23 protein-coding genes are annotated in these 23,462 nt (G+C 60.8%); 8 read left to right on the top strand and 15 right to left on the bottom strand.

Translation table 11 applies throughout. The features are described 5' to 3' along the window. Positions 1-45: 45 nt before the first annotated feature. Positions 46-822 carry a hypothetical protein gene (locus tag Q0899_RS08820; protein WP_299192257.1) on the top strand — a complete coding sequence of 259 codons (777 nt, stop codon included), beginning with the start codon at positions 46-48 and terminating at the stop codon, positions 820-822. A gap of 86 nt (positions 823-908) precedes the next feature. After that, positions 909-1,343, top strand: coding sequence for a hypothetical protein (locus Q0899_RS08815; protein WP_298355925.1), 435 nt, complete (start codon positions 909-911; stop codon positions 1,341-1,343). A 30-nt stretch (positions 1,344-1,373) separates the two neighbouring features. Here the strand turns inward: Q0899_RS08815 and Q0899_RS08810 are convergent, their stop codons facing one another. Then, entirely contained in the window at positions 1,374-2,357 is a 984-nt protein-coding gene (locus tag Q0899_RS08810) for a hypothetical protein (protein WP_299192254.1), read from the bottom strand. A 361-nt stretch (positions 2,358-2,718) separates the two neighbouring features. Between Q0899_RS08810 and Q0899_RS08805 the strand changes: the two genes are divergently transcribed. Beyond that, positions 2,719-3,696: a hypothetical protein gene (locus Q0899_RS08805; RefSeq protein WP_298296224.1), complete on the top strand. Its 978-nt coding sequence runs from the start codon at positions 2,719-2,721 to the stop codon at positions 3,694-3,696. On the opposite strand, the gene Q0899_RS08800 is transcribed toward Q0899_RS08805, so the two are convergent. Together Q0899_RS08800 and Q0899_RS08795 are read right to left on the bottom strand one after the other, a co-directional pair. Then, positions 3,697-5,715: a protein meaA gene (locus tag Q0899_RS08800; RefSeq protein ID WP_299195337.1), complete on the bottom strand. Its 2,019-nt coding sequence runs from the start codon at positions 5,713-5,715 to the stop codon at positions 3,697-3,699. Positions 5,716-5,769: 54 nt separating this feature from the next. Continuing rightward, positions 5,770-6,360, bottom strand: a complete 591-nt coding sequence (locus Q0899_RS08795) for a GNAT family N-acetyltransferase (RefSeq protein ID WP_298355931.1) — start codon at positions 6,358-6,360, stop codon at positions 5,770-5,772. Between the two features lie 47 nt (positions 6,361-6,407). Here Q0899_RS08795 and Q0899_RS08790 point away from each other — a divergent pair, with 47 nt between their 5' ends. The 5 genes from Q0899_RS08790 to Q0899_RS08770 all read left to right on the top strand — a co-directional run bounded on the left by Q0899_RS08790 (position 6,408) and on the right by Q0899_RS08770 (position 12,709). After that, a complete protein-coding gene (locus tag Q0899_RS08790; RefSeq protein WP_299192252.1) occupies positions 6,408-7,853 on the top strand; it encodes a 1-acyl-sn-glycerol-3-phosphate acyltransferase in 1,446 nt (481 codons plus the stop codon). A gap of 104 nt (positions 7,854-7,957) precedes the next feature. Further along, positions 7,958-9,247, top strand: coding sequence for a crotonyl-CoA carboxylase/reductase (gene ccrA / locus Q0899_RS08785; RefSeq protein WP_298296233.1), 1,290 nt, complete (start codon positions 7,958-7,960; stop codon positions 9,245-9,247). A gap of 371 nt (positions 9,248-9,618) precedes the next feature. Continuing rightward, entirely contained in the window at positions 9,619-10,335 is a 717-nt protein-coding gene (locus Q0899_RS08780) for a LuxR family transcriptional regulator (RefSeq protein ID WP_299192251.1), read from the top strand. A gap of 156 nt (positions 10,336-10,491) precedes the next feature. Then, complete coding sequence (locus tag Q0899_RS08775) at positions 10,492-11,118, top strand: acyl-homoserine-lactone synthase (RefSeq protein ID WP_298296242.1); 627 nt, start codon at positions 10,492-10,494, stop codon at positions 11,116-11,118. Between the two features lie 49 nt (positions 11,119-11,167). Beyond that, a complete protein-coding gene (locus tag Q0899_RS08770) occupies positions 11,168-12,709 on the top strand; it encodes an AAA family ATPase (RefSeq protein ID WP_299192250.1) in 1,542 nt (513 codons plus the stop codon). Between the two features lie 25 nt (positions 12,710-12,734). Here Q0899_RS08770 and Q0899_RS08765 read toward each other — a convergent pair whose 3' ends face one another. The 12 genes from Q0899_RS08765 to Q0899_RS08710 all read right to left on the bottom strand — a co-directional run bounded on the left by Q0899_RS08765 (position 12,735) and on the right by Q0899_RS08710 (position 23,437). Beyond that, on the bottom strand, positions 12,735-13,496 hold the full coding sequence (locus Q0899_RS08765; RefSeq protein WP_299192249.1) for a TIGR02186 family protein: 762 nt from the start codon (positions 13,494-13,496) through the stop codon (positions 12,735-12,737). Further along, the gene (locus Q0899_RS08760; RefSeq protein ID WP_298296250.1) at positions 13,496-14,413 is read right to left on the bottom strand and encodes a sulfite exporter TauE/SafE family protein; all 918 of its coding nucleotides are present in this window, start codon (positions 14,411-14,413) and stop codon (positions 13,496-13,498) included. The genes Q0899_RS08765 and Q0899_RS08760 overlap by 1 nt, the downstream gene beginning before the upstream one ends. A 103-nt stretch (positions 14,414-14,516) precedes the next feature. Continuing rightward, positions 14,517-15,635: an ABC transporter permease gene (locus Q0899_RS08755; RefSeq protein ID WP_298296253.1), complete on the bottom strand. Its 1,119-nt coding sequence runs from the start codon at positions 15,633-15,635 to the stop codon at positions 14,517-14,519. A 3-nt stretch (positions 15,636-15,638) separates the two neighbouring features. Beyond that, positions 15,639-16,733 carry an ABC transporter permease gene (locus tag Q0899_RS08750; RefSeq protein WP_299192248.1) on the bottom strand — a complete coding sequence of 365 codons (1,095 nt, stop codon included), beginning with the start codon at positions 16,731-16,733 and terminating at the stop codon, positions 15,639-15,641. 1 nt (position 16,734) lies between these two features. Then, a complete protein-coding gene (locus tag Q0899_RS08745) occupies positions 16,735-18,279 on the bottom strand; it encodes an ABC transporter ATP-binding protein (RefSeq protein ID WP_299192247.1) in 1,545 nt (514 codons plus the stop codon). Then, positions 18,276-18,641, bottom strand: a complete 366-nt coding sequence (locus Q0899_RS08740; RefSeq protein WP_299192246.1) for a nuclear transport factor 2 family protein — start codon at positions 18,639-18,641, stop codon at positions 18,276-18,278. The genes Q0899_RS08745 and Q0899_RS08740 overlap by 4 nt, the downstream gene beginning before the upstream one ends. A gap of 70 nt (positions 18,642-18,711) precedes the next feature. Beyond that, a complete protein-coding gene (locus Q0899_RS08735; protein ID WP_298355952.1) occupies positions 18,712-19,707 on the bottom strand; it encodes a BMP family ABC transporter substrate-binding protein in 996 nt (331 codons plus the stop codon). Positions 19,708-19,908: 201 nt separating this feature from the next. Continuing rightward, positions 19,909-20,304, bottom strand: coding sequence for a GNAT family N-acetyltransferase (locus Q0899_RS08730; protein ID WP_299192245.1), 396 nt, complete (start codon positions 20,302-20,304; stop codon positions 19,909-19,911). Further along, positions 20,304-20,954, bottom strand: a complete 651-nt coding sequence (tsaB, locus tag Q0899_RS08725; protein WP_298296272.1) for a tRNA (adenosine(37)-N6)-threonylcarbamoyltransferase complex dimerization subunit type 1 TsaB — start codon at positions 20,952-20,954, stop codon at positions 20,304-20,306. Before tsaB ends, Q0899_RS08730 begins: the two co-directional genes overlap by 1 nt. After that, a complete protein-coding gene (locus Q0899_RS08720) occupies positions 20,947-21,366 on the bottom strand; it encodes a GFA family protein (RefSeq protein ID WP_298296275.1) in 420 nt (139 codons plus the stop codon). The genes tsaB and Q0899_RS08720 overlap by 8 nt, the downstream gene beginning before the upstream one ends. 10 nt (positions 21,367-21,376) lie before the next feature. Next, positions 21,377-21,934, bottom strand: coding sequence for a NifU family protein (locus Q0899_RS08715; RefSeq protein WP_298296278.1), 558 nt, complete (start codon positions 21,932-21,934; stop codon positions 21,377-21,379). A gap of 84 nt (positions 21,935-22,018) precedes the next feature. Beyond that, positions 22,019-23,437, bottom strand: coding sequence for a serine protease (locus Q0899_RS08710; protein ID WP_299192244.1), 1,419 nt, complete (start codon positions 23,435-23,437; stop codon positions 22,019-22,021). Between the last annotated feature and the right edge of the window lie 25 nt (positions 23,438-23,462).

Raw genomic sequence — 23,462 nt, 5'->3', positions numbered from 1 at the left:
GACAGCGCAGGCGACCCCGTAAGCCCATGCCCCGGCCCGTGCGACGTGGTGATACCGATTGTGTATCCCAACCAGCCGATCACCGTGGAATACGATGCAATTCGTGCAGAAATGTCGTTTTTCGAGCGAACGGTAATTGATGAGGAGGCTTCTGTTATTGCCACGTTCACCCGACCGGAGACTTCGCCGCCAATGTCGATCTCTCGCAGAACTAGAGTTGGGGTGAGTGTGATCGGTTTGGGCCATGCCGGGGTAGCGTTTATCAACGGGCTGACCGACGAAGTCGCTTACTACGAATATGGCCGTTATGGTGGGAGCTATGGTAAGGTCCAGCCTGCCGACAACATGGCTGGTGCAACAGTCAGCTTTGGTGAAGACCACAACCCAACGCCGGCAAGCCTAAATGCTCTGGTTGACAAACTAACCCGAACGAATGGAGGCCCCTATGGCTTTGAGGGTGTGTACATCAAACTTGCGAATGGCGCTTACGATGCGATGAAAGACTTTGCGGAGCAACGGATAACTGAAATTACCGCTAAACGGGCGGCGGCTTACGATATTAAGGGAAATCATTGTTTTACCTTTTCGCTTGAAGTGGCGCGAGCGGGAGGCGTTTCCGCGAACGTATCCTCTGCAGAGGATTTGGAAATAAGGCTGCGAACGATTACAGGTTCTGCGATGGACACCCCGCCCGGAAACGGTATCGAATTGCCGTCCCGCCAGGCGCGCTACCTTCAACGTACCTACCGCGCCTTCAACGCCAGCAGCGGCGGCACGGTGGCCAGCGATTTTGAGTACCCTGCTGGGCTGAAATCGCGATGACGCGCCGGCTGGCCATCGTCATCATCCTATTGGGGGCTGTGGCCCTTGGCTATTTTGGCCTCACATCACAACCGGGAGTTCAAATCGTGACCGAAAACCAAGCAAAACCCGACCCCGATTGGAAAACCAACGAGCCCTTCCCCGACGACATTGCCGCTGTGGAACAGGGCTGGGAGCTGACAATCCCGCAGGACTACACAATTATTGGTGGGGTCGACCGGTATGGATGGGTGTATCTGAAACCCACGGACCGGGTTGGCATCTTTGAGGGAGAATATTTTGATGTAACACTGCGCTACCGAGGCCTTTGGAGATACGAGCATCCGGACGGCAAAGCAGCGCCAAAAGACGTGTTGGGAACACATTTCATCAGTAGCTACACCCCCGGGAGCGGGCTGTTCATCCGCCCGTTGGGCGAGTTTGAGCCACCGGTTCCCTACGCCTATCTGGTGCCGGTGGTGCCCGAGGATGTGCAATCCGCCTATGATCGGGACCTGCTCAAAGAGCCCGCATCGCAATAGGCCCGACCAGCGCGCGCGCCCTTTCCGGCTTTAGTGCAGCACGTAAATCTCCCGCGCGTCATGGCCGACGATATCACCCGTCAAATGACGCCCGTCACGCAGCGTGATCGTGTCCTCTGTGCCGAAGACCGAGCCGCTGTTGGACGTGGTGAACGGGTCCATCTCGAGGTAGTGGTCATCCTCCTCTGACGCGCCGAACACGACCGACACATGCCCGGGCGTTTTGGTGTCCTCGCCCAGCGCGCGGAACATGATGATCGGGTTGTCTGCGGCTTTGAGGAGCCGTTGGATTTCCCCGATGGTCAGCTTCTTGTCGCGCTTTTTGTTGACCGGGTCAGGCTTGAGGTCGCCGAAATAGCTGTTGATGTTCAGCCCGAAGGCCCGCGCCATAAACGTCGCCGTCATCTCGCCCTTGGTGAACGCGTGTGCGGGCGGGTCGGCCTTCAGTTCTTGGCGGGGCCACAGGCGCAACCCAAGATTGCTGCGCATCACCAGACGCCTGCGGACGCTGCCGCGCCCGGGACGACCCACGGTGATCCGTTCGCCTAAGAAATGCGACGCCAGATCGATCTGATCAGGGAAGGCCAGGTTCAGATCGCGCGACAGCGACAGGCTGGTCAGCGCCGCGGCCCAGCACAGCAGGCTGGCCCGCTGCACCACCTCGACCGGCGGCTTGAACCAGACATCGGTTTTGGGCGGGATATACATCAGGGGTCTGCAGCTGCCGCCGGAGAGCGGGTCCCAAGGATCAGCCTCGTAGGCCCTGTCCGCACAGGGGAACCGGCGTGCCAGCCGGATCAGACCTTGCGGATAGAACTGCCGTTCGAACTTGTTTTTCGGCGGCCTGCGAATGCGCCAGTTATGCGGGTGGGAAACCAGCAGCTGCGACAGCCGCATGCGGGTGGAGCCGGAGCGCACCCCGTAGGCGCGCCCCGTCAGGCCCAGCACCGTGTCATTGTTCTGGGCGCGGTAGAAATGGCCCGGCGTCGGGTCAGGCATGATTGTGAACTTCATGGCCGGCCCCTCCGGTCGTGTGGGGCTAGTCCGGGCGGATGGATGGGGAGGTCTTTGTGCATAATGATCACCAATGGTTCTAAAATAGGAGTGGTTCAAATGTCGTCTTGCACGGCCAAAATAGGGCCGCGCCGCATTGTAGCACAGAATTGGCGATCCGTCGCCGTGTCGTTGGCGGGGCGGCGTTACTCCGCCGCGATGCCTGCGGGGTCCACCAGCGTCACCAGATCATTCATGATCACGTTCAGCTCGAAATCCTTGGGGGTGTAGACCAAGGCAACGGACCCGCGCGCAGACCGGCTAGACAATTGTTGTGTGACGGATAGTCTGAGGGCCGAGGATGTGAAGGACCTGTGCTGTTATGAGCGTTGTGAAAAACTATCTTGTCCCGCTTGGCGCCGGGGTTCTTGGTGCGTTGGCGACCATTGGCGTGGGTTGGATGAGCGTGTCCGAGCAGGCCCGTTTCAACGACGCCGTGCTGACCGAGGACGCGGTTGAGAAGCGGATTGCCGAGGCCGTGCAGGCCTCGGAGCTGAAAACCAACGTGGGGCAGGTGGCCGCCCGCATTGAGGCTTTGGAAAGCGTGGTCGAGGATCAGGGCCGCACCTTGCTGCAAAGCCAACCGGAGGCGAACCGCATTGCCGCGCTGGAGGCGCAGATTGCGAAGCTGGAGATTGAACTGGAAAGCGTAAAGTCGAGTTCTGGCTCCGGGCTTGGCTTCGTCACACCTGACGAGGTCGCAGCCGTGCTCGCACAGCAATATCGCGATATTATCCGCGGACCAGCCGGTCGTAGAGGGCAAATTGGTGAGCGCGGGCCAGCTGGTGAGACCGGACCACCGGGGCCTACCGGGCCACAGGGTCCCGCAGGTCAGATGGGGGCGATTGGACCGGCAGGTCAGGCTGGCGCCCCGGGCAAACAAGGGCCTGCGGGTCCGGCGGGCAAAAACCTGAACCCGTCCGAATTACTTGCCTTGCTGAAGAGCAATCCAACTGTATCGCAATCTCAAACCGAGTCTGGTGTCTCCGTCGGGCAAGGTGTTGCAGCCCCTGCTCCATCACTTGCGAAAAAGAATGTGTGTTTTGAGGCAGACATTGGCCGTCCCATTGTTGGGGTCACATTTGAGAGCGGGGCCGTTGTTTGTTTGAACGGCGTTCCGGCAATAACTGTGGGGTCATACGGATCTGGCAGCATCGAAGTTCACGCATCAGGTGGTGGAAGCGACCTTGTCTGGATTGGCGAAAGTATACCATTAAAGTCCGACCAGTCGCTTTTCTTTCAATTAACGGACGTTGATGCTGGAGCTGATACGCTGGTCGGTAGCATCGTCCCCAAGTGATTACTCCGCCGCGATGCCTTGCGGATCCACCAGCGTCACCAGATCATTCATGATCACGTTCAGCTCGAAATCCTTGGGGGTGTAGACCTTGCTGACGCCCATGGCGCGCAGGCGGTTGGCGTCTTCCTCGGGGATGATGCCGCCGACAACGACCGGGATGTGTCCGAGGCCTGCGACATTCATCTTGGCCATCAGGTCGCGGATCAGCGGGATGTGGGAGCCCGACAGGATGGATAGGCCGACGACATGGGCCTCGTCCTTTTGGGCGGCGGCGACGATTTCGTCAGGGGTCAGGCGGATGCCCTCATAGGTGATGTCCATGCCGCAGTCGCGGGCGCGGGCGGCGATTTGTTCGGCGCCGTTGGAATGGCCGTCGAGCCCCGGTTTGCCGACGAGGAATTTCAGGCGGCGGCCCAGCTTGTCGGAAACCGCGTCGACGCGTTGCCGGATCTCGTCGAGCCCTTCGGTGCGGTTAGACGGATTGCGCGAGACACCAGTTGGGCCGCGATACTGCCCGAAGGCCGTGCGGATCATGTCGCCCCATTCGCCGGTGGTGACACCTACCTTGGCGGCCTGAATGGAGGCGGGCATAATGTTGGCGCCAGACTGGGCCGCCTCCCGCAACGCTTTCAACGCGTCTTGCACCTTGGCGTCGTCGCGGTCGGCTTTCCATTGGTTGAGGCGGTTGATCTGGTCGGCTTCAGCGTCCTTGTCGGCGACCATTATGGCCTCGTCGCCTGCGGTGAGCGGGCTTTCTTCATGCTGCTGGAACTTGTTGACGCCAACCACGGTGGTGTCGCCGCCCTCGATGCCGGTGATGCGGTTGGCGTTCGCCTCCACCAGCCGGGATTTCATGTATTCGATGGCCTCATTGGCCCCGCCCATGGCGTCGATGGTGGCCAGTTCCGCGCGGGCGCCTTCTTTCAGGGCCTCGACCTTGCGGTCCACGGCTGGGTTGCCGTCGAACAGGTCGTCATATTCCAACAGGTCGGTTTCGAACGCCATGATCTGCTGCATCCTGAGCGACCATTGCTGGTCCCATGGGCGGGGCAGGCCGAGGGCCTCGTTCCAGGCGGGCAGCTGCACCGCGCGGGCGCGGGCGTTTTTCGAGAGTGTCACGGCCAGCATCTCGATAAGGATGCGGTAGACGTTGTTTTCGGGCTGCTGCTCGGTCAGCCCGAGGGAGTTGACTTGCACCCCGTAGCGGAAGCGGCGGAATTTGGGGTCCTCGACGCCATAACGCTCGCGGGTGATCTCGTCCCACAGGTCCACGAAGGCGCGCATTTTGCACATCTCGGTCACGAACCGGATGCCCGCGTTCACGAAGAAGGAGATGCGGCCGACCATGGCGGGGAAATGCTCTGCCGGGACTTTGTTTTGTAGGTCGTCCAGCACGGCCGTTGCCGTGGCCAAAGCGAAGGCCAGTTCCTGTTCCGGCGTCGCGCCCGCCTCCTGCAAATGGTAGGAACAGACGTTCATCGGGTTCCATTTGGGCAGGTGCTCGCGCGTGTAGGCGGCGACGTCGGTGATCATGCGCAAGGAGGGCTGCGGCGGGCAAATATACGTTCCGCGCGACAGGTATTCCTTGATGATGTCGTTTTGCACGGTGCCCTGCAGGGCGGAGACTTCCGCGCCCTGTTCCTCCGCCACGGCGATGTAGAGCGACAAGAGCCAAGGCGCGGTCGCGTTGATCGTCATCGACGTGTTCATCTGATCGAGCGGGATTTCACTGAATAGCGTGCGCATGTCGCCCAAATGCGCCACGGGGACGCCGACCTTGCCGACCTCGCCGCGTGAGAGTTCATGGTCGCTGTCATATCCGGTCTGGGTGGGCAGGTCGAAAGCAACGGAGAGACCGGTTTGCCCCTTAGCGAGGTTGCCCTTGTACAAAGCGTTTGACGCCTTGGCAGTGGAGTGGCCCGCATAGGTCCGAAACAGCCATGGGCGATCTTTTTTGGTCTCGGTCATAAGGCCTCCGGTGAATCGGGTCGGGTAACTTTCTTGCGTGTGAGTGTAGATACGGGGAATTTTATACCAATGTCAATTCGCTGCAATGCAGAAATTTCGGAGCCTTTAGGCCTGCTTATGGATCATCGTCGTCGCATGGCGAAAGCCGAACAGGAGGCGCAGCGGGCCAAGGTCGTGCCGTTCACCTGCGACAAACCCCTCGCGTTCATAGAGCGCGCGGGCGCGGGGGTTGGTGTCGATCACGTCGAGGCGGGTTTGGGACAGCCCGCGCGAGGCGGCCTCCGCCTTTATGGCGTTGAGCAGTCGGGTGCCGACGCCTTGGCCGCGGGCGGCCTCGGTCACGAAGATGCCGTCCATCAGCAACACATCGTCCGCAAGGTTGCGTTCGAGGATGGATAGCAGAGGCGCGCGCCACAGCGCGCCGAGGGTGCCGTAGACCGCAGTCAGGTCCGCCCAGTCGCCGCCGATGAACGCGCCCTGCGCGGTTTTGTAACCGGCGATGCCAAGCAACGTGCCGTCAAGGGCCGTCGCGCTGATGGCATGCGACGGGTCGGCCACGCGCGCGAGGAAGCGCTGCGCCTTCGCCTCTGGCCCCATGACGGGGTTCAGCTTGGCCTTGAAGGCCTGCCAGAATAGCCGGGTGGCCTCGCTGCGGTGATGCTCGGCAAAGCCTGCGGAGATGGTGACGGGTGCCATACCCCCAAAGATGGGGTTGTGGCTTGCGGAAAACAACGGCGGCCGGAATGCGCAGCCCCATTTACCCCGCCGCCGTTCCCTGCCAACGTCATGGCATGTTGCAGACCGTAGAACTGCCCGTCTGGGCACTGATCCTGATGGGGCTTTTGGCGGCGGTCACGGCGGCGTCGCATCTGCTGTTTCCGTCGGTGCGCTGGTTCTTCCGGCGCCGCGCGGAGCGGGTGGTGGCGCGGCTGAACGAGAACCTGAAGCGCCCGATCCAGCCCTTCAAGCTGGCGCGGCGCCACGACATGATCCAAAACGTGCTCTACGACCCCGACGTCATCCGTGCAGTCAATGACTATGCTGACAAGCAGGGCATCCCCGACAACGTGGCGTTCGAGACGGCAGAGCGTTACGCCCGCGAGATTGTACCATCCTTCAGCGCCACCATTTATTTTGGCTGGGGCACCAAGCTGGCCAAGTGGCTGTCGCGCGGGCTGTACCGCGTCCGCGTCGTGCGTCAGAACAAGCACGAGATCGAGGCAATCGATCCGGAGGCGACGGTGGTCTACATCATCAACCACCGCTCCAACATGGATTACGTGCTGGTGACCTATCTGGCGGCGAAGGACACTTCGCTGTCCTATGCGGTGGGGGAATGGGCCCGGGGCTGGCCGCTGCGGCCGTTGATCAAGATGATGGGCGGGTATTTCATCCGCCGCAAATCGTTGAACCCTTTGTACAGGCGCGTGCTGGCGCGGTATGTGCAGCTGTCGACCAAGGAAGGCGTGGCGCAGGCCGTGTTCCCCGAAGGCGGGCTGTCGCGCACAGGCGAGCTGGGGGACCCGAAGCTGGGGCTGATCAGCTACATCATCGACGGGTTCGATCCGGAAAAGTCGCGTGACGTTGTGTTCGTCCCCATTGGATTGAATTACGACCGGGTGCTGGAGGACCGCGTTCTGGTGGCTGCGGCCGGGGATAACCGATCCCGTTTCAAGTTCCGCATCTCCACCGTGTTCCGCTACGTGGGCCGCCATATCTGGCAGCGTGTCACTGGCAAGTTCCACCGCTTGGGCTTCGCCGCCGTGGCCTATGGCTCGCCGCTGTCGTTGCGTGACTTCTTGAGTGAGCAACATGACGACGTGGCGCAAGACCTGGGCAAAGCGCTTATGGGGCGGGTGGCGTCCTCGGTGCCGGTGCTGCCGGTGCCGCTGATCGCCTGGCATATGCAGGAAGCCGGCGGGCAGATGTCGCGGGCCAAGCTGACCGAACTGTTTGAGCTGGAGGTCGCGGCGATGACCGAAAAGCGCATCAACCTGTGCTTGCCGCAATCGGGGGCCGAGAAGGGGTTGGACGCCGCGCTGCGCCTGCTGGAGGCCCGGGGCATGCTGTTGATCGACGGTGATGTGCTGAAGCTGACCGGCAAATATGCAGAGCTGATGCCATACTATGCGGGCTCTATCGCGCATTTTCGGCCGAAACAGGCCGGCGACATAAAATTACAAAAATAAACCCAAAAGGGTTGTAATCTTACTTTTGCCTTTGTAGACCGTCCTTATTGGCGGCGCAGCATTTGATTCTGCGCGGCAGCATGAAAGAATGAGGAACCCCGGCCATGGCCTTAGATGTGCGAGACCCCGTTATGGAATATGATGCCCCCGTGAAGGACCTCTATGAGGTCGGCGAAATCCCTCCGTTGGGTCATGTGCCAAAGCAGATGTACGCCTGGGCGATCCGCCGCGAGCGCCATGGCGAGCCTGAGCAGGCCTTCCTGTCCGAGGTCGTTGACGTCAAACAGCCCGACAGCCACGAGGTTGTCGTTCTGGTGATGGCCGCCGGGGTCAACTACAACGGCGTCTGGGCGGGCCTCGGCGTGCCGCTGAGCCCGTTTGACGTACATGGCGAGCCCTACCACATCGCCGGTTCTGATGCGTCTGGCATCGTCTGGGCCGTGGGCGACAAGGTCACCCGCTGGAAGGTTGGCGACGAGGTGGTGATCCACTGCAACCAGGATGACGGCGACGACGAGCACTGCAACGGCGGCGACCCGATGTTTTCCAACTCGCAGCGGATTTGGGGCTACGAGACGCCCGACGGGTCATTCGCGCAGTTTACCACGGTGCAGAGCCAGCAGCTGATGCCACGCCCGCAGCACCTGTCGTGGGAAGAAAGCGCGTGTTACACGCTGACCTTGGCGACTGCATACCGCATGCTGTTCGGCCACCACCCGCATGAGCTGAAGCCGGGGCAGAACGTTCTGGTCTGGGGCGCGTCTGGCGGTCTGGGCTCTTACGCGATCCAACTGGCGAACACGGCCGGCGCGAATGCGATTGGCGTGATCTCGGATGAAAGCAAGCGTGACTTTGTCATGGGGCTGGGCGCCAAGGGCGTGCTGAACCGCAAGGATTTCAACTGCTGGGGGCAGATGCCCACGGTGAACTCGCCCGAGTACAAGGAATGGTTCGGCGAGGTCCGCAAGTTCGGCAAGGCCATCTGGGACATCACCGGCAAGGGCAACAACGTGGATATGGTGTTCGAGCATCCGGGCGAAAGCACCATGGCGGCGTCGGTGTTCGTCTGCAAAAAGGGCGGCATGGTCGTCATTTGCGCGGGCACCACGGGCTACAACCTGACGATGGACGCGCGCTATCTGTGGATGCACCAGAAGCGGGTGCAGGGGTCGCACTTCGCGCATCTCAAGCAAGCGTCCGCCGCCAACCAACTGATGGTGGAGCGCCGTTTGGACCCGTGCATGTCGGAAGTGTTCCCATGGAACGAAATCCCGCAGGCCCACACCAAAATGCTGCGCAACGAGCATAAGCCCGGCAACATGGCGGTGCTGGTCACGGCCCCGCGCACCGGTTTGTCCACATTTGAGGACACATTGGAGGCCAGCCGCAGCTAAAGGCGTCCTGCCTGTTGACCTCGACGTAACGTGCCCCGCGAATCACCTGATTTGCGGGGCTTTCTTTTGCGCCCAACGCGGTGGGTCCCTCATTTCAACATGTTAGAAATCGCGACCTCGCCATTTATGGTGAAGTGAAAACTGCGAATACCTTTCGGCAACATTTGGCTGATAGACTGTCGTTAACCATACATTAACTGTTCAGAGGGACACTGGCATGACGAATGATTGGATTATCGACGTACTAACAGATCTGCAGAAATTTTCAGCGACCAATTCCATGGGGAAGCTTGCAGACCGGCTTGATGATACGATTGCTCTGGCTGCCCGTGAGCTATCCGCACACCACACGCCCGAGCAAATGAGGGTAGGTGAGTTTGAACAAGCTCGTGGACATGCAAGAAGCACTTTCACAAGCGAAAACGCTTGAAGAGTTACAGACCTTCGTTGAAGGCCTCCGGGACGTCTACGACATTGAAAATCTCGTATACCACTCGGTGAACGCCAGCGGCGGGCAATACGCCGCTCTGACTTACGCGCCCGACTGGGTCGAACGCTACATCGACAAGGGTTACGAACGGATCGATCCAGTGGTCCAGGGCTGCTACAAATGTTTCACCCCGATTGACTGGAAGGCGCTGGATTGGTCGAACAAGGCCAGCCGCGACTTCATGGGCGAGGCGGTCGACGCGGGCCTTGGAAATCAGGGCTTTTCCATCCCCATCCGCGGCCCGTCCGGACAGTTTGCGCTGTTTTCAGCGAACCAGAAAGACACGGACGAGGCTTGGGCCAAATATACGGACGAGCGGGTCGGCGACCTGATCCTTATCGCCCATTACCTCAACGAAAAAGCGCTGGAGATCGAGGGCGGCCCGAGCCAGGGTCCCGTGCGCGCGTTAAGCCCCCGCGAGAAAGACACGCTGACCTTGTTGGCCTTGGGCCATAACCGCGCCGGTGTGGCCGAGGCGCTGCAAATTTCGGAAAACACCTTGCGCGTTTACATCGAGAGTGCGCGGTTCAAGCTTGGCGCCTCCAACACGGTGCATGCCGTCGCAATGGCCGTCACCTACGGGCTGATTGTCGTCTAAGTCGACGCCCCTGACGACCATTTCCTCCTCCGACAAATCCTTGACCGGCCGACCGGCCCCGTTGCCGATATCGCCCATAGTGCGAACTCATGGTTAATGGCCCGTTACCCATGACATGCGACCCCTCTTGTCCTGATCTGGACAGAGGAGCCCGCAATGATCCGCTACATCTACGGAGACGACCTGAATGCCTACCCCACCTTGAAATCCACCATGCTGCGTGACCGCGCGACACAGTTTCATGACCGCCTGAAATGGGAGGTCACGGTCGATGCGAACGGGTTTGAACATGACCAATATGACCCGCTGAACCCGCTTTATGTGATCTGGGATGACGGCGGTAAGCACGGCGGATCGATGCGGTTTCTGCCGACGACCGGCGACACGATGGTGAACGACCATTTCTCCCATCTTGCGGGCGGCGAAATTTGCGCCCCCACAGTGTGGGAGACGACGCGGTTCTGCGTTTCGCCTGATGCAGCGGATGGCGGGCGGATTGCCGCGCTTCTGATGATGGCAGGGGCGCAATTGGGCGTGGGGTTTGGCCTGAGCCATTCCATTGGCGTCTTTGACGCGCGGATGGTGCGCATCTACCGCAAGCTGGGATGGGAGCCGGATATTCTGGGCACCGAGGGCAAAGGGCGTGAGGCCATCAGCGCGGGGCTTTGGGCGTTTGACGACGCCATTCTGGGGAAGATGTGCGCTGCCGCTGGCGTCAGCCGTGACCTGTCGCAGCTTTGGTTTGGCCGCGCCTTCGGCGGCGCGATTTCGCTGGCCGCGTAAGGCGCAAAACCACTGGCGGCGGGGCCCGCGCGGGGGTAGGGTTCGGCCCATGTCAACGCCCGCGCAAATTACCTATTCGGACGATCAGGCGGAGGCGTATGACGCCGTCGCCGACCTGCTTGGGCGGGCGGGCGTGGACATCACCTCGGGCGACACGATGCCGTTGCAGGAAGACCGTGACCAGGTGATGGCGATTGTCGGCAAGGCGGGGTCGGGCAAGACGCTGCTGCTGTCAGAATTGGTGAACGCGGTCACCGCGTCAGGCGTCGATCTGGTGTCGGGCGACTATGAGGGCAAGGCCCGCAAGGACCGCCGCACGCTGGCGGTGCTGGCGCCGACCAACAAGGCGGCCAGCGTGCTGCGCAACCGCGGCGTGCCGGCCACCACCATTCACCGCATTCTTTACACGCCGCTCTATGACCCCGATTACGAGCTGATTGCCGACTGGCTGGCAGGCCAAGGCGACAGGCCCGAGGTCGAGGGGCTGGCGGATGCCGCGCTCGACCGGGCGAAGGCGTTTTACGACGCGCATAAATCCATCCCCGGCGCCTTGGCCGCGGCGGGTTTGCGTGGGTCTGACTTCATTCAGGGCTGGAAGCGGCGGGAGGACCCGCTGGATATCGGGTTCGTTGACGAAAGCTCGATGCTGGATGAGAAGCAGTTCGAGGACCTACGCGAGATTTTTCCAACGCTGGTTTTGTTCGGCGACCCCGCGCAGTTGGCCCCGGTGGGCAGCAATGGCGACATGGTGTTCGACACGTTGAAAGATGGGCGGCGGCTGGAGCTGAGCCGCGTGCACCGGCAGGACGCTGACAACCCGATCCTAGATCTGGCGCATGCGCTTGCCGACCCGTCGGTCGATTTTGGCCAATTCGAAAAACTGGTCCGCGAGGCGTCGCTGAAAGACGACCGCGTGGTTTACGCCGAACGGGTGGAGGCCGACCTGATGGCACGCTCCCCAGTGCTGGTTTGGCGCAATGCGACGCGCATCCGGCTGATCCAGGCGTGGCGCGGGGCATACGGCGCGACGGTGGACACGCTGCTACCCGGCGAGCCGTTGATTTGCGACGGGATCGAGCTGCCAGCAAAGCACCGCAAGAAGCGCATTGATCTGGAGGCGCGCGGCCTCGTGAAAGGCGCGCAGGTTGTCTATATGGGGCCGGGCAAGAAGCCCGGTTTTTCGCGGCTGCATGTCATGGGGGCGGAGGACCCGCAGGTCTCCGCCGCCTCGATCATCAAAATCGAAGCGCCCGATGAGGAAGAGCCGTTCATCCCCTTCGCCGCCCGCATGGGGGCCGCGTTTCTGCATGGGGCGGCGGTGACCATTCACAAAGCGCAAGGCTCTCAATGGGACACGGTGCAGGTCTTTGCCCCCGATCTTTACGCCGCCGCGCGCTCTGGCCGGTCGGAGGCTGGGCAACCTGTCTGGAAACGTCTGGCCTATGTCGCCATCACGCGGGCGGAGAACCGGCTGTTGTGGATCACCCGCAACCGCTTGTCGCGGCCGACGGCCGCTCTGGACACCAGTGATCTCAGCACGGTTGCGCCCGCACCGCTCACCTTGGAGGCGGAACCGGAGCCGGGGGCGTAAAATTTTTCGTCGAAAATTTTTACGCTCAGAACCGAAGATAGCGGAAGAAGGCCGATGCCAACCAGCCCGCAGTGATCGCGATCACCAAAGACAGGATGCCGTAGATCAGCGGCTGGTTATGCGCCAGATCATATATCCAACGTTCCAAACCCACTTTGCGCACGTCGATAAAGGTGGCCAGACGGGCCACGACCTCGCCCTCCCGGGTTAGAAAAATGCGGGTGGGGTAGGTGCCCTCGACCAGATTGGCGGGCATGTCGATGGTCGTTGAAAACAGCGTCTGGTCGAACAGCTGCACCGTGTTGTCGAGCTGTTGATAGAGGTTGTTGCCCTTCCGGATACGGATCAACGCCTCGGAAAAGCTGGCGGGGTCCTCGATCTCGGCAGGGGCGCCGACCGAGTAGATCGCGCGCGGGATCGAGACCTGAAACCTCACGTCGTCATTATACGACAGCGTGTCCTCCAGTTTCCCGGTCGAGGCGACGGCGTAGAAGCTGGGTGCGCGATCCACCTCGATGGATTCCGTGTTGACCCAGATGCCAAAGCGGCGGTCTTTCTTGCGGACGGTCACCGGGCCAGCAGGGCCGGATATGGCGATGATCACGTCGAGCGGGGCAAGGCCGGAGTCTTCTTTGGCACCTTTGATCGCGCCGTAAATCAGGATGTCAGACCCGTCGAAATTGGCGTTGATCTCTACGTCGCGCAGAGACAGATCGGCAACCACCTTTTCGGCCTGCGCCGCGGCGGCGGTGATCAAGATCAGCAGGGAGGCCAGCAGCGCGCGCATCAGTGCGACCCCGCCGCGCCGATGGAGTACAGCTCGGACGGCATGATCAGCAGATCAAGCGCCAGCTTGAAGCAGACCGCCAGCACCATGATCGACAGCAGGATGCGAAGTTGCTCCGCCTTCAGCCGCGCGCCGATGCGGGTGCCGATTTGCGCGCCGATCACGCCACCGACCAGCAGCAGCACCGCCAAAGCCATGTCGACCGTGTAGTTTGTGGTCGCATGCATCAGCGTGGTGAAGCCGGTCACAAAGATGATCTGGAACAGCGATGTACCAACCACCACCTTGGTGGGCATGCCCAGCAAGTAGATCATCGCAGGCACCATAATGAAGCCGCCGCCGACGCCCATAATGGCCGCCAGAATGCCCACAAAGACGCCGACCAGCACCGGCGGGATGACAGAGATATACAGCCCCGAGGTGCGGAATTTCATTTTGAGCGGCAACGCGTGGACCAACCCGTGTTTTTTGCGGGCGGGCACCGTATGCGCGCCCTTGGCGCGGCGAATGGCCTTAAGGCTTTCGAAGAACATCAACCCGCCGATAATGCCCAGAAAAACCACGTAGCAAAGCTTCACCAGCAGATCGACCTGGCCCATCTCGCGCAGGGCGGCGAACAACTGGACCCCGAGGGCCGCGCCAACCAGCCCTCCGATCAGGAGGACCGTGCCCATTCGGAGATCCACCGACTTCCGCCTGAGATGCGCCAGCACACCGGAGAATGAGGACGCCACGATCTGGTTCGCCTCGGTCGCCACGGCCACGGCGGGGGGAATGCCGATGAAGAACAACAGCGGCGTCATCAGGAAGCCGCCGCCGACGCCAAACATGCCGGACAAGATGCCCACAAGCCCGCCCAGCCCCAGCAACAGGAACGCGTTGACCGAGACCTCGGCTATGGGCAGGTAGATTTGCATATGCCTCCCTTAGACCCGTCCAGATGGTCAGGGCAATGCCAATTGATAGGTCCAGCCGCAAATACTTGCTGCAGCGCAGCGTTGACGAAAACTGGGACCGAGCTTAGCGCTCTTTGACGTAGGGTTGCCCACCGGCGCGCGGAGGAACCGCCTTGCCAACGAACCCCGCGAGAATCACCACCGTCAGTATATAGGGCAGCGCCTGCATGAATTGGCTGGGCAATGTTGCCGTCCCCGACAGACCGGATGACACAAAGACCGAGACCGCCGCCCCGATCAGCAGGGCAGCCAACCCGCCCAACACCGCCAGATCCAGACGGGACTTGCGCCCCGCGTACAGCAGCCCCGCGGCGAGCAGCACCAGGATGATGATCAGCATGGAGGCCGGGATATCGATGTTGGGGTAGCGGTTCGAGATCGCCTCGAGGAGGCCGAACAGCAGTGTCGCCCCCAGCGCCTGTACCGGCCGCCATTTGGCAAAGATCAGCGCGGCAAGCGCGATGAAGCCGCGGCCGGCGCTCATTTCCTTGACGAAGCCAGCCGCAAGCCCGGTGGCCAGATAGGCCCCCGCAATGCCGCAGAGGACCCCACAGATGATGACCGCCGTGTAGCGCAGCCGGATGACCGAGATACCGGCCGTGTCGACCGCGGCCGGGTTCTCCCCCACGGCGCGCAACCGCAGCCCGAACCGGGTGCGAAACAGCACGAACCAGCTGAGCGGCACGCAGAGCATGGCCACGTAAACCAGCATGGTGTGGCCGGACAGAAGCTCCACATAGATGGGGCCGAAAAGCGGCACGTCGCCAAGCAATCCGGAGAATGGCAGCGACACGCTTTCAAACCTTGCGCCGTCAGTGAGCGCAGGTGTGCGTCCCCCCAAGCGGAAAATTGATAGCCCGACAACGACGGTGAGACCGGAGGCCAAGAAGTTGATTGCAACACCCGAGATCAGCTGATTGCCGCGGAATGTGATGGAGGCGAGGCCATGCAATATGGACAGCATGACCGACGCACCGATGCCAGCGAGCAGGCCTATCCAGACGGAGCCGGTCAAAAACGCCACGGCGGCGGAGGCAAATGCCGCCGCGAGCATCTTGCCTTCGAGGCCGATGTCGAAGATGCCGCCTCGTTCCGAATAGAGACCTGCCAGGCAAGCCAGCAGCAGCGGGGTTGCAAGCCGCACGGTTGAGTCGAGGATTTGCAGGATTGTCAGAAAGTCCATGTGTTACGCCCCCGCCTTGCGTTTGGAGAAGAACAACCGCTGCACCGCCATGCGGATCATCTGGTCCAACGCACCCGTGAACAAGATGACCAGCGCCTGAATGACGACCACCAGCTCGCGCGGGATTTGGGTCCAAAGGCCAAGCTCGGCGCCGCCTTGATAAAGCGCGCCAAAGAGCAGCGCGGCGAAGACAATGCCAATCGGGTGAGACCGGCCCATAAGCGCGACCGCAATGCCGATGAACCCCGCGCCCTCGACCGAGTTCAGGACCAGCCGTTCAGCCTCGCCCATCACGTTGTTGATGGCCATGAGCCCTGCCAGCCCGCCCGAGATCATCATGGAGATCATGATGATCTTTGCGGGCGAAATGCCTGCATAGACCGCCGCGGACTCCGACTTGCCGAGCGACCGGATTTCGAACCCCAGCTTGCTGCGCCAGATCAGAAGGTAGACGAAGACACAGGCCAGAAGCGCTATGAGCAAGGTCACATTGGCCGGCGTGCGGGCCGCAAACGGGATGCCGACCGCGTTCAGCCAGTCGCTGAGCAGCGGCAAATGGGTGGGCTCCGGGAATTTCGCCGTGGCCGGATCCATCGCGCCGGCAGGGCGCAGCACGTTGACCAGCACGTAGTTCAAAAGCGCGGCGGCGATGAAGTTGAACATGATTGTGGTGATCACGATGTGGCTGCCGCGCCGGGCCTGCAACCATGCGGGCAGGGTGGCCCAAAGCGCGCCAAACGCCGCGCCCGCCATTGTTGCGCCCAGAAGCGCGAGGGTCCAATGCGGCCAGGGGATGAAGAGGCAGACCAGCGCGACGCCCAATCCGCCAAGGGCCGCTTGCCCCTCGCCACCGATGTTGAACATCGCGGCATGGAATGCGACGGCCACAGCGAGCCCGGTGAAGATGAAGTTGGTCGCGTAATAGAGCGTAAAGCCCCACGCGTAGGTTGACCCAACAGAGCCTTGCACCATCAAGGTCACCGCTTCCACGGGGTCATGGCCGGTGACAACGATCATCAGACCCGAGCAGATGAAGGCCATGATCAGGCCTACAACCGGCACCAACACCAGATCTGCCCATTTTGGCATTGCTTGCATATCAGGACGCCTTCTTTTCTAGGCCAGACATGCCGGCCATCATCAATCCAAGCTCTTTCTCGTCGGTCTCGGATGGGAGGCGCTCGCCCATGATTTGCCCGTCAAAGATCACGGCGATGCGGTCTGACAGCGACAGGATTTCCTCCAGCTCGACCGAGACAAGCAAGATCGCCTTGCCCGCGTCGCGCAGCTCCACGATGCGTTGGTGGATGAACTCAATTGCGCCGATGTCGACCCCGCGAGTGGGTTGGCCCACCAGCAGCAGGTCAGGGTTGCGTTCAATCTCGCGCGCCAGAACAATCTTTTGCTGGTTGCCGCCGGAAAAGTTCTTTGCCTCCAACAGCGGATTGTCAGGCCGCACATCGAAGCGTTCAAACTTGCCCGCGGCGTCTGCCTTGATGGCGGCCTGATCCATGAGCATGCCGGAGTTGTACTCCTCCTCATGGTGGTAGCCGAAGGCCACGTTTTCCCAGGCGCGGAAGTCCATGATCAGGCCCTCTCGCTGCCGGTCTTCGGGCACATGTGCGATGCCGCGCGCCCGGCGGGAGCGCCCGTCGGATTGCTTGCCGGTCAGGTCGATTTCCTGCCCATTCACGGTGATTGTGCCGGTCGCAGTTTGGATGCCACCCAGCACCTCCAGCAGTTCCGACTGGCCGTTTCCAGCAACACCCGCGATGCCCAAAATTTCGCCGGCACGGACGTTGAGCGACACACCTTTGAGCCGCTTTACCCCTTTGCCATCAGTGACTTCGAGGTTTTGCACGTCCAATACCATGTCTTTGGGCTGGGCCGGGGTTTTGTCGACGCGCAGCAGCACTTTGCGGCCGACCATCAGCTCTGCCAGTTCCGGCGGCGAGGTCTCGGACGTCTTGACGGTCGCCGTCATCTCGCCGCGCCGCATGACCGACACGGTGTCGGTCACCTCCATGATCTCGCGCAGCTTGTGGGTGATCAGGATGATCGTTTTGCCCTGCGCCTTCAGCCCTTCAAGGATGCGGAACAGGTGGTCGGCCTCGGCGGGGGTCAGCACGCCCGTCGGCTCGTCAAGGATCAGGATGTCGGCTTGGCGGTAGAGCGCTTTGAGGATTTCCACACGCTGCTGCATACCGACACCGATATTTTCGATCAGCGCGTCAGGGTCGACGTTCAATTCGTAATTTGCGGCCAGCTGGGTCAGCTCTTTGCGGGCCTGCGCCAGCGAGGGGCCAAGCAGCGCGCCGCTTTCCGCCCCGAGAACCACGTTTTCCAGCACGGTGAAGTTTTCCACCAACTTGAAGTGCTGGAACACCATCCCGATGCCTGCGGCAATGGCGGCCTGGCTATCAGGTATCGCGGTTTTCTGGCCGGAGATGAACACCTCACCCGCATCGGCCTTGTAGAAGCCATAGAGGATCGACATCAGGGTGGATTTGCCCGCGCCGTTCTCCCCGATGATGCCGTGGATGGTGCCGGGCGTTACCCGGATGGAGATGTCTTTGTTGGCCTGCACCGGCCCGAAAGCCTTGGAGATGCCTTTCAGCTCAATGGCTGGCGCTACGTCGGTCATTCAGGTGCTCCGGTGCCGACAAACCCAACCATGCGGGTGATCTGCGCGCCGTCGGTTTCAACGAAGTATTGTCCATGCTGGACCATCTCCTGGCCGTCCGGGCCCTTGCCGCCAAAGGCGACGGTGGCGCGGGTTACCCCGGCGCTGTCGTCGGATTTAACCACCTTGGCGGTCCACCCCGGAGCGCTTGCGCTGAACATATTGACATAGGCGGCAATAGTCTCTGCCCCGGTCAGGATCCCGTCGCTGCGCGGATCGGCATAGGTGCCGTCAGCGGCATACACAGAAGAGATTGCCGTAGCGCGCGCGGCGTCATCCGCCATGCCCCAAGCGTCGAAAAAGGTATCAATTGAATTGGCCATGTGCGCCCCCCGCAAAGCGAAAGGGACCACGCCCCTTTTCAGGCGTGGTCCCGATTGTCAGCTCAGCTCCTTAGAAGGACAGAGCCGGGCAGCTTTCGTCGGACATGTAGTCATGCACGGTGATCGAGCCGTCGACGATCTTGGCCGCAACCGCGTCCACAGCGCCTTTCAGCTCGTCGGAGACCAGCTCGGCGTTGTTTTCGTCCATTGCATAGCCCACGCCGTTCGACGCCAGGTTCAGAACCGAGAAGCCGCCAGGCTGCTCGGTGCCGCGCTTGAACGCGTCATAAACGGCCACGTCCACGCGCTTCATCATCGAGGTCAGAACCTTGCCCGGGTGCAGGCCGTTTTGGTTGCTGTCCACGCCGATCGACAGCGCACCACCGTCAGCGGCCGCTTGCAGAACGCCAACACCGGTGCCGCCAGCCGCTGCGTACACAACGTCCGCGCCTTGGCTGATTTGCGCTTTGGTCAGCTCGCCGCCCTTCACCGGGTCGTTCCAAGCCGCAGGCGTGGTGCCCGTCATGTTGGAAATTACCGTGGTGTCAGGGTTGGCCGCTTTCGCGCCTTGCGCGTAGCCGCATGCGAAACGACGGATCAGCGGGATATCCATGCCGCCGATGAAGCCAACGGTGTTGGTTTTCGACGTCTGCGCGGCCATGTAGCCCACAAGATAGGATCCCTCATGCTCGGTGAAGACCACCGAGGTGACGTTGGGCTGGTCCACGACCATGTCGATGATCACGAAATCCGTGTCAGGGTAGTCTGGTGCCACTTCGTCCAGCACGTTGCCAAACGCAAAGCCGGTCATCACAACAGGGTTGGAGCCAGCTTCCGACAAGCGGCGCAGGGCCTGCTCGCGCTGAGCTTCGGACTGCATCTCGATCTCTTTGAATGAGCCGCCGGTCTCATCCGCCCATTTCTTGGCGCCGTTGTAAGCTGCTTCGTTGAAGGATTTGTCGAATTTGCCGCCCAGATCGAAGATGATCGCGGGGTCGGCAAGCGCGGCGCCTGCGGTCAATGCGATGGTCGCGGCAGCGCCCATAAAGGATTTCATGAGGGTCATTATTGGTCTCCCAGATGTTTTGTTTGCCCGCTTGGTTTTGGTTCCCATGCAGGTCCGGGGCCGTCCCCCCGGTGTTTGTTTGAGCAGAGATATGTCTCAGATCATTCCGCATTAAGCGGCAGGAAGACGGGGAGGGCAACCGATTCTTGTCTGGTTTCGGCTGGCATCGACGCGTTTTCAGAGGGTTACCCGGCGGCACGCCTAGATTTTTCGCGACATGACGATCGCGTCGGTTTTCCCGTAGTAGGATTTTCGCAGCCCGGCCTGCTCGAAGCCAAAATCGAGATAGAGCTGGATGGCCGGATCATTGTCGGCAGCAACCTCCAGAAAGACAGAGGCCGCATCGCGGCAGGCATGGAGGAAGTCAGAGACCAGCGCGCGACCCTCGCCGGACCGGCGCGCAGACGGGTGCACGGCGAGCGTCAGCAATTCCGCCTCATCCGCGATGACCCGGCCCAGCAGAAAGCCGTTGTTCTTGCGCAAATCAATAACGCCGGGTGCGTGCACCAACTGTGCCAACTCCGCCTCTGACCAAGGGCGGGGGGTTGTGAAGCATAGGCGGTGCAGCGCCGCCATTTGCGTGAGGGTGAGCGCCATCAATCCAGTATCACCGGGGCCGGGTCGCGCGGCGGCGCGGCATCGGCAGGGCGCAGGTAATAGGGCGTTGGGCGCTCTTCCGGGATATCCTTCTTCGCGGCCACGTAGCGCACAATCGCCGAGGCGGGAGCATAGGTTGCCCTTTGTGCGGTGAGCCCAAGATGACCGGCCACATCATGCGACCGGTGCCCGATGCACACGCAGTTACCAGCCTTGGGCGTTGCAATGTCCTCAACGGCCATTTGTTGCGGCTCGGACCGCCAGTTGTGGTGGATTTCGCTGACATAGACATCGTTGCGTGACGCTTGCAGCGTCGCAAGGATGGGAAGGGGGGCAGCGACGGTGAGCGCATCAAACAGGGTGACGCCGGTCGCAGGAATGCCCAGCGACAGGCTCAAGCCGCGCGCGGCGGAGACCGCGACGCGAATGCCCGTATAATTCCCGGGGCCGACGCCGACACCAATTTGCGTAAGGTCGCCATAGGACAGGCCAGCATCCGCAAGCGTTCCTTCGATGAAGGGCATCAAGGCCTCGGCCTGCCCCTTCACCATGTCTTCGCTGCGTGCGGCGATCACGTCGCCGCCTGCAAACACCGCGGTGCTGCAATAGGGGCCCGACGTGTCAAACCCAAGGATCACGCGATCAGCCATCTTTGGCAGCATTCAACGTATCGCGCCCGGTCCCTGATGAGCCGGGAAGCCCGCCATCCGGGACCCACGCATGCCTGCGGTCGGCGAAGCAATGGAATGTGGGCTCCAGCCCCGATGCGTCCTCAATCACGCCCAGAGGCACCCAGGATTGGCCCGGCACATAGTCAAACCGCCCCAGTAGGGGCGAGCCGCAATCTGTGCAGTTCCAGCGGTTGACGCCTTCAGCGAATGAGCGACCTTGCCCCAATTCGGACAACCCCGACACTGCGTCATCGGCGAAGGCCGCAAACACGGGCGCCGCAGCGCCGGTCCAGCGACGGCAATCCTCGCAATGGCAATAGATGGTTTGTACGGGCTCAGCGGTGAAGGCCAGCGTGGCCGTGCCGCAATAGCACCGGGCAGCGCGTGCCATCAGGCGGCGCCTATGCAGCCACGGGACGCACTTCCAACACCTCTGGGATGTAGTGGCGCAGCAGGTTCTCGATGCCCATTTTCAGCGTCAATGTGGATGACGGGCAACCGGCGCAGGCGCCTTGCATGTGCAGGTAAACCACGCCGCGGTCAAAGCCGTGGAAGGTGATGTCGCCGCCATCTTGGGCCACGGCAGGGCGCACGCGGGTGTCCAACAGCTCTTTGATCTGGCCGACAATCTCGCCGTCCTCGCCGGTATGTTCCGCGTGGCCGGAGGAGGCTTCGCCTTCAACCGCCTTCGCCCCCGATTGGTAATGCTCCATGATCGCGCCGAGGATCGCTGGTTTGATGTGATCCCATTCGACGCCATCCGCCTTGGTGACGGTCACAAAATCCAAGCCCATGAACACCCCTGTCACGCCCTCCACAGCAAAAATGCGTGTGGCCAAAGGCGACGACCCTGCCGTGTCTGGCGTCGGGAAATCTGCGGTGCCTACCTCCAGCACTTCCTGGCCGGGCAGGAACTTCAGGGTCGCGGGGTTCGGAGTGGATTCGGTTTGAATGAACATGGCGTGGCCAACCTTTTCTGTCAGGATTTTAATATGCGCCTCGAGCGGCCATTCGTCAAGAGTTTAGAATAATTCTAAAAATCGCTAGTGGCATAAGACAACAACAGTTGCGTCTTGGATACTCTCTGGGATTCCGTTTTCCATGGAACCGAATGCCGTATGAGATGTGGGAAGAACGACATTGTTATCAGAAAGAAACTTTTGGATCGATTGCACCGAAGTAACGAAGTTCATGTTTTGAGGGATAGTTCCCGTCAATCCTAGAACGCCTATGTCATTTGCGCGAGATACAACGATACCAATGACTTCTCCTTGTTCATTAATCAATGGACCTCCACTGTTTCCCGGCTGAATTGGGGCAGAAACCATGACACGGGCGTTATCTTGCAAGGTATTCGGAAGTGCGCTTACATTGCCACCAGTCACCGATAGCCCCTGATCGTAAAGGCCCAAATACGGGAAACCAAGCGCATACACTTTCTCGCCTAGTTTTGGGGCGACTTCTTTTTGAATAGGCAACCAAACTTTCGATCTTGTTACAGCGGACAGTAGTGCGACATCCAACACCTCATTATGATTGATGAGGCGGAGCGGCGAACCGTCTTCAAGTGAGAGCCGTCCACAACCATCTACGACATGCGCCGCGGTCAAAACGTCAGTGTTATTTACGTAGAAGCCAGTGCCGCTCCCCGAACGAGAGGGGGCTTCGTCCTTTTCTTGCTCAGGAGCCGCTTGAATGACATTTACGCTTTCTCCGGTTGAGGCATTTGGCTGCTCGTCATAAAGCATTGCCTGTCGTAGCGCCCCACTTAGGGGGATTGATATAAGCCCGCCCCAACCAGCACTTAAGCTTGCTATCATGACTTGCGCGCGTGCGCGCTGAGACCTCTCGGACTGGACGAGCGCAGTCATATACACGCCATCAATGAGATATGTCTTTAGATAGACCTGTTTCCCACTTCGAAGCGTTCCATTTGAAACCCAAAACCAATCCCGTTCCACTTGATAGAACTCGGACGGGCCGACGTGCCTTTCTTTCAACCAAATGTGCATTTCTGCCGCATCGGAGGCGGTTCCGAAGATCACCCTGAAAACCAGCGAGCGTGAAGAGCTTGCAAGTGAGAAGACATCAGATGCGGAGGTCTCTCGCGCGAGCAACGCGGACGGGTATGCTACGCTTATCCCAGCCTCTGGATTAAGCACGTTCCAATTCATGCGTTCGTGTTCCATTTGCCAATTCTTAAGTAGATTGGCGAACGCATGTGTTTTCGTCTGCTGTCGCTGCGAAAGGCTTTGAGACAGAGCAGCAGCCGTACCTGCCCCCCACTTACCATCCAACCTACCGAGGTAACTTCCATCAAAGCTTAACGCGGCTTGCATTGATCTTATTTCGGCCTGCGTTAACTCAGATGCCGCCGGCACCTGTGCCGTAAGTGATGTTGGCATCCAGCCAAAGACCAGCGCGATGCAAATCAGCCGTATACAGAGAATTGAATTTTGCACAACCTGCCCTAACCACCCGCGGATA

It is taken from the genome of uncultured Litoreibacter sp., from assembly GCF_947501785.1.
GTDB lineage: Bacteria > Pseudomonadota > Alphaproteobacteria > Rhodobacterales > Rhodobacteraceae > Litoreibacter.
The sequence above is the reverse complement of the archived record's forward strand: the minus strand, read 5'-3'. Positions and strand labels throughout refer to the sequence as shown.

Bases quoted from the DNA above. Each gene is read 5' to 3' on its own strand.
- Q0899_RS08810 (WP_299192254.1), bottom strand. From the start codon at position 2,357: ATGAAGTTCACAATCATGCCTGACCCGACGCCGGGCCATTTCTACCGC.
- tsaB (WP_298296272.1), bottom strand. From the start codon at position 20,954: ATGGCTGATCGCGTGATCCTTGGGTTTGACACGTCGGGCCCCTATTGC.
- Q0899_RS08805 (WP_298296224.1), top strand. From the start codon at position 2,719: ATGAGCGTTGTGAAAAACTATCTTGTCCCGCTTGGCGCCGGGGTTCTT.
- Q0899_RS08745 (WP_299192247.1), bottom strand. From the start codon at position 18,279: ATGACCGACGTAGCGCCAGCCATTGAGCTGAAAGGCATCTCCAAGGCT.
- Q0899_RS08735 (WP_298355952.1), bottom strand. From the start codon at position 19,707: ATGACCCTCATGAAATCCTTTATGGGCGCTGCCGCGACCATCGCATTG.
- Q0899_RS08715 (WP_298296278.1), bottom strand. From the start codon at position 21,934: ATGTTCATTCAAACCGAATCCACTCCGAACCCCGCGACCCTGAAGTTC.
- Q0899_RS08730 (WP_299192245.1), bottom strand. From the start codon at position 20,304: ATGGCGCTCACCCTCACGCAAATGGCGGCGCTGCACCGCCTATGCTTC.
- ccrA (WP_298296233.1), top strand. From the start codon at position 7,958: ATGGCCTTAGATGTGCGAGACCCCGTTATGGAATATGATGCCCCCGTG.
- Q0899_RS08770 (WP_299192250.1), top strand. From the start codon at position 11,168: ATGTCAACGCCCGCGCAAATTACCTATTCGGACGATCAGGCGGAGGCG.
- Q0899_RS08755 (WP_298296253.1), bottom strand. From the start codon at position 15,635: ATGGACTTTCTGACAATCCTGCAAATCCTCGACTCAACCGTGCGGCTT.
- Q0899_RS08720 (WP_298296275.1), bottom strand. From the start codon at position 21,366: ATGGCACGCGCTGCCCGGTGCTATTGCGGCACGGCCACGCTGGCCTTC.
- Q0899_RS08740 (WP_299192246.1), bottom strand. From the start codon at position 18,641: ATGGCCAATTCAATTGATACCTTTTTCGACGCTTGGGGCATGGCGGAT.
- Q0899_RS08760 (WP_298296250.1), bottom strand. From the start codon at position 14,413: ATGCAAATCTACCTGCCCATAGCCGAGGTCTCGGTCAACGCGTTCCTG.
- Q0899_RS08750 (WP_299192248.1), bottom strand. From the start codon at position 16,733: ATGCAAGCAATGCCAAAATGGGCAGATCTGGTGTTGGTGCCGGTTGTA.
- Q0899_RS08790 (WP_299192252.1), top strand. From the start codon at position 6,408: ATGCGCAGCCCCATTTACCCCGCCGCCGTTCCCTGCCAACGTCATGGC.
- Q0899_RS08765 (WP_299192249.1), bottom strand. From the start codon at position 13,496: ATGCGCGCGCTGCTGGCCTCCCTGCTGATCTTGATCACCGCCGCCGCG.
- Q0899_RS08775 (WP_298296242.1), top strand. From the start codon at position 10,492: ATGATCCGCTACATCTACGGAGACGACCTGAATGCCTACCCCACCTTG.
- Q0899_RS08795 (WP_298355931.1), bottom strand. From the start codon at position 6,360: ATGGCACCCGTCACCATCTCCGCAGGCTTTGCCGAGCATCACCGCAGC.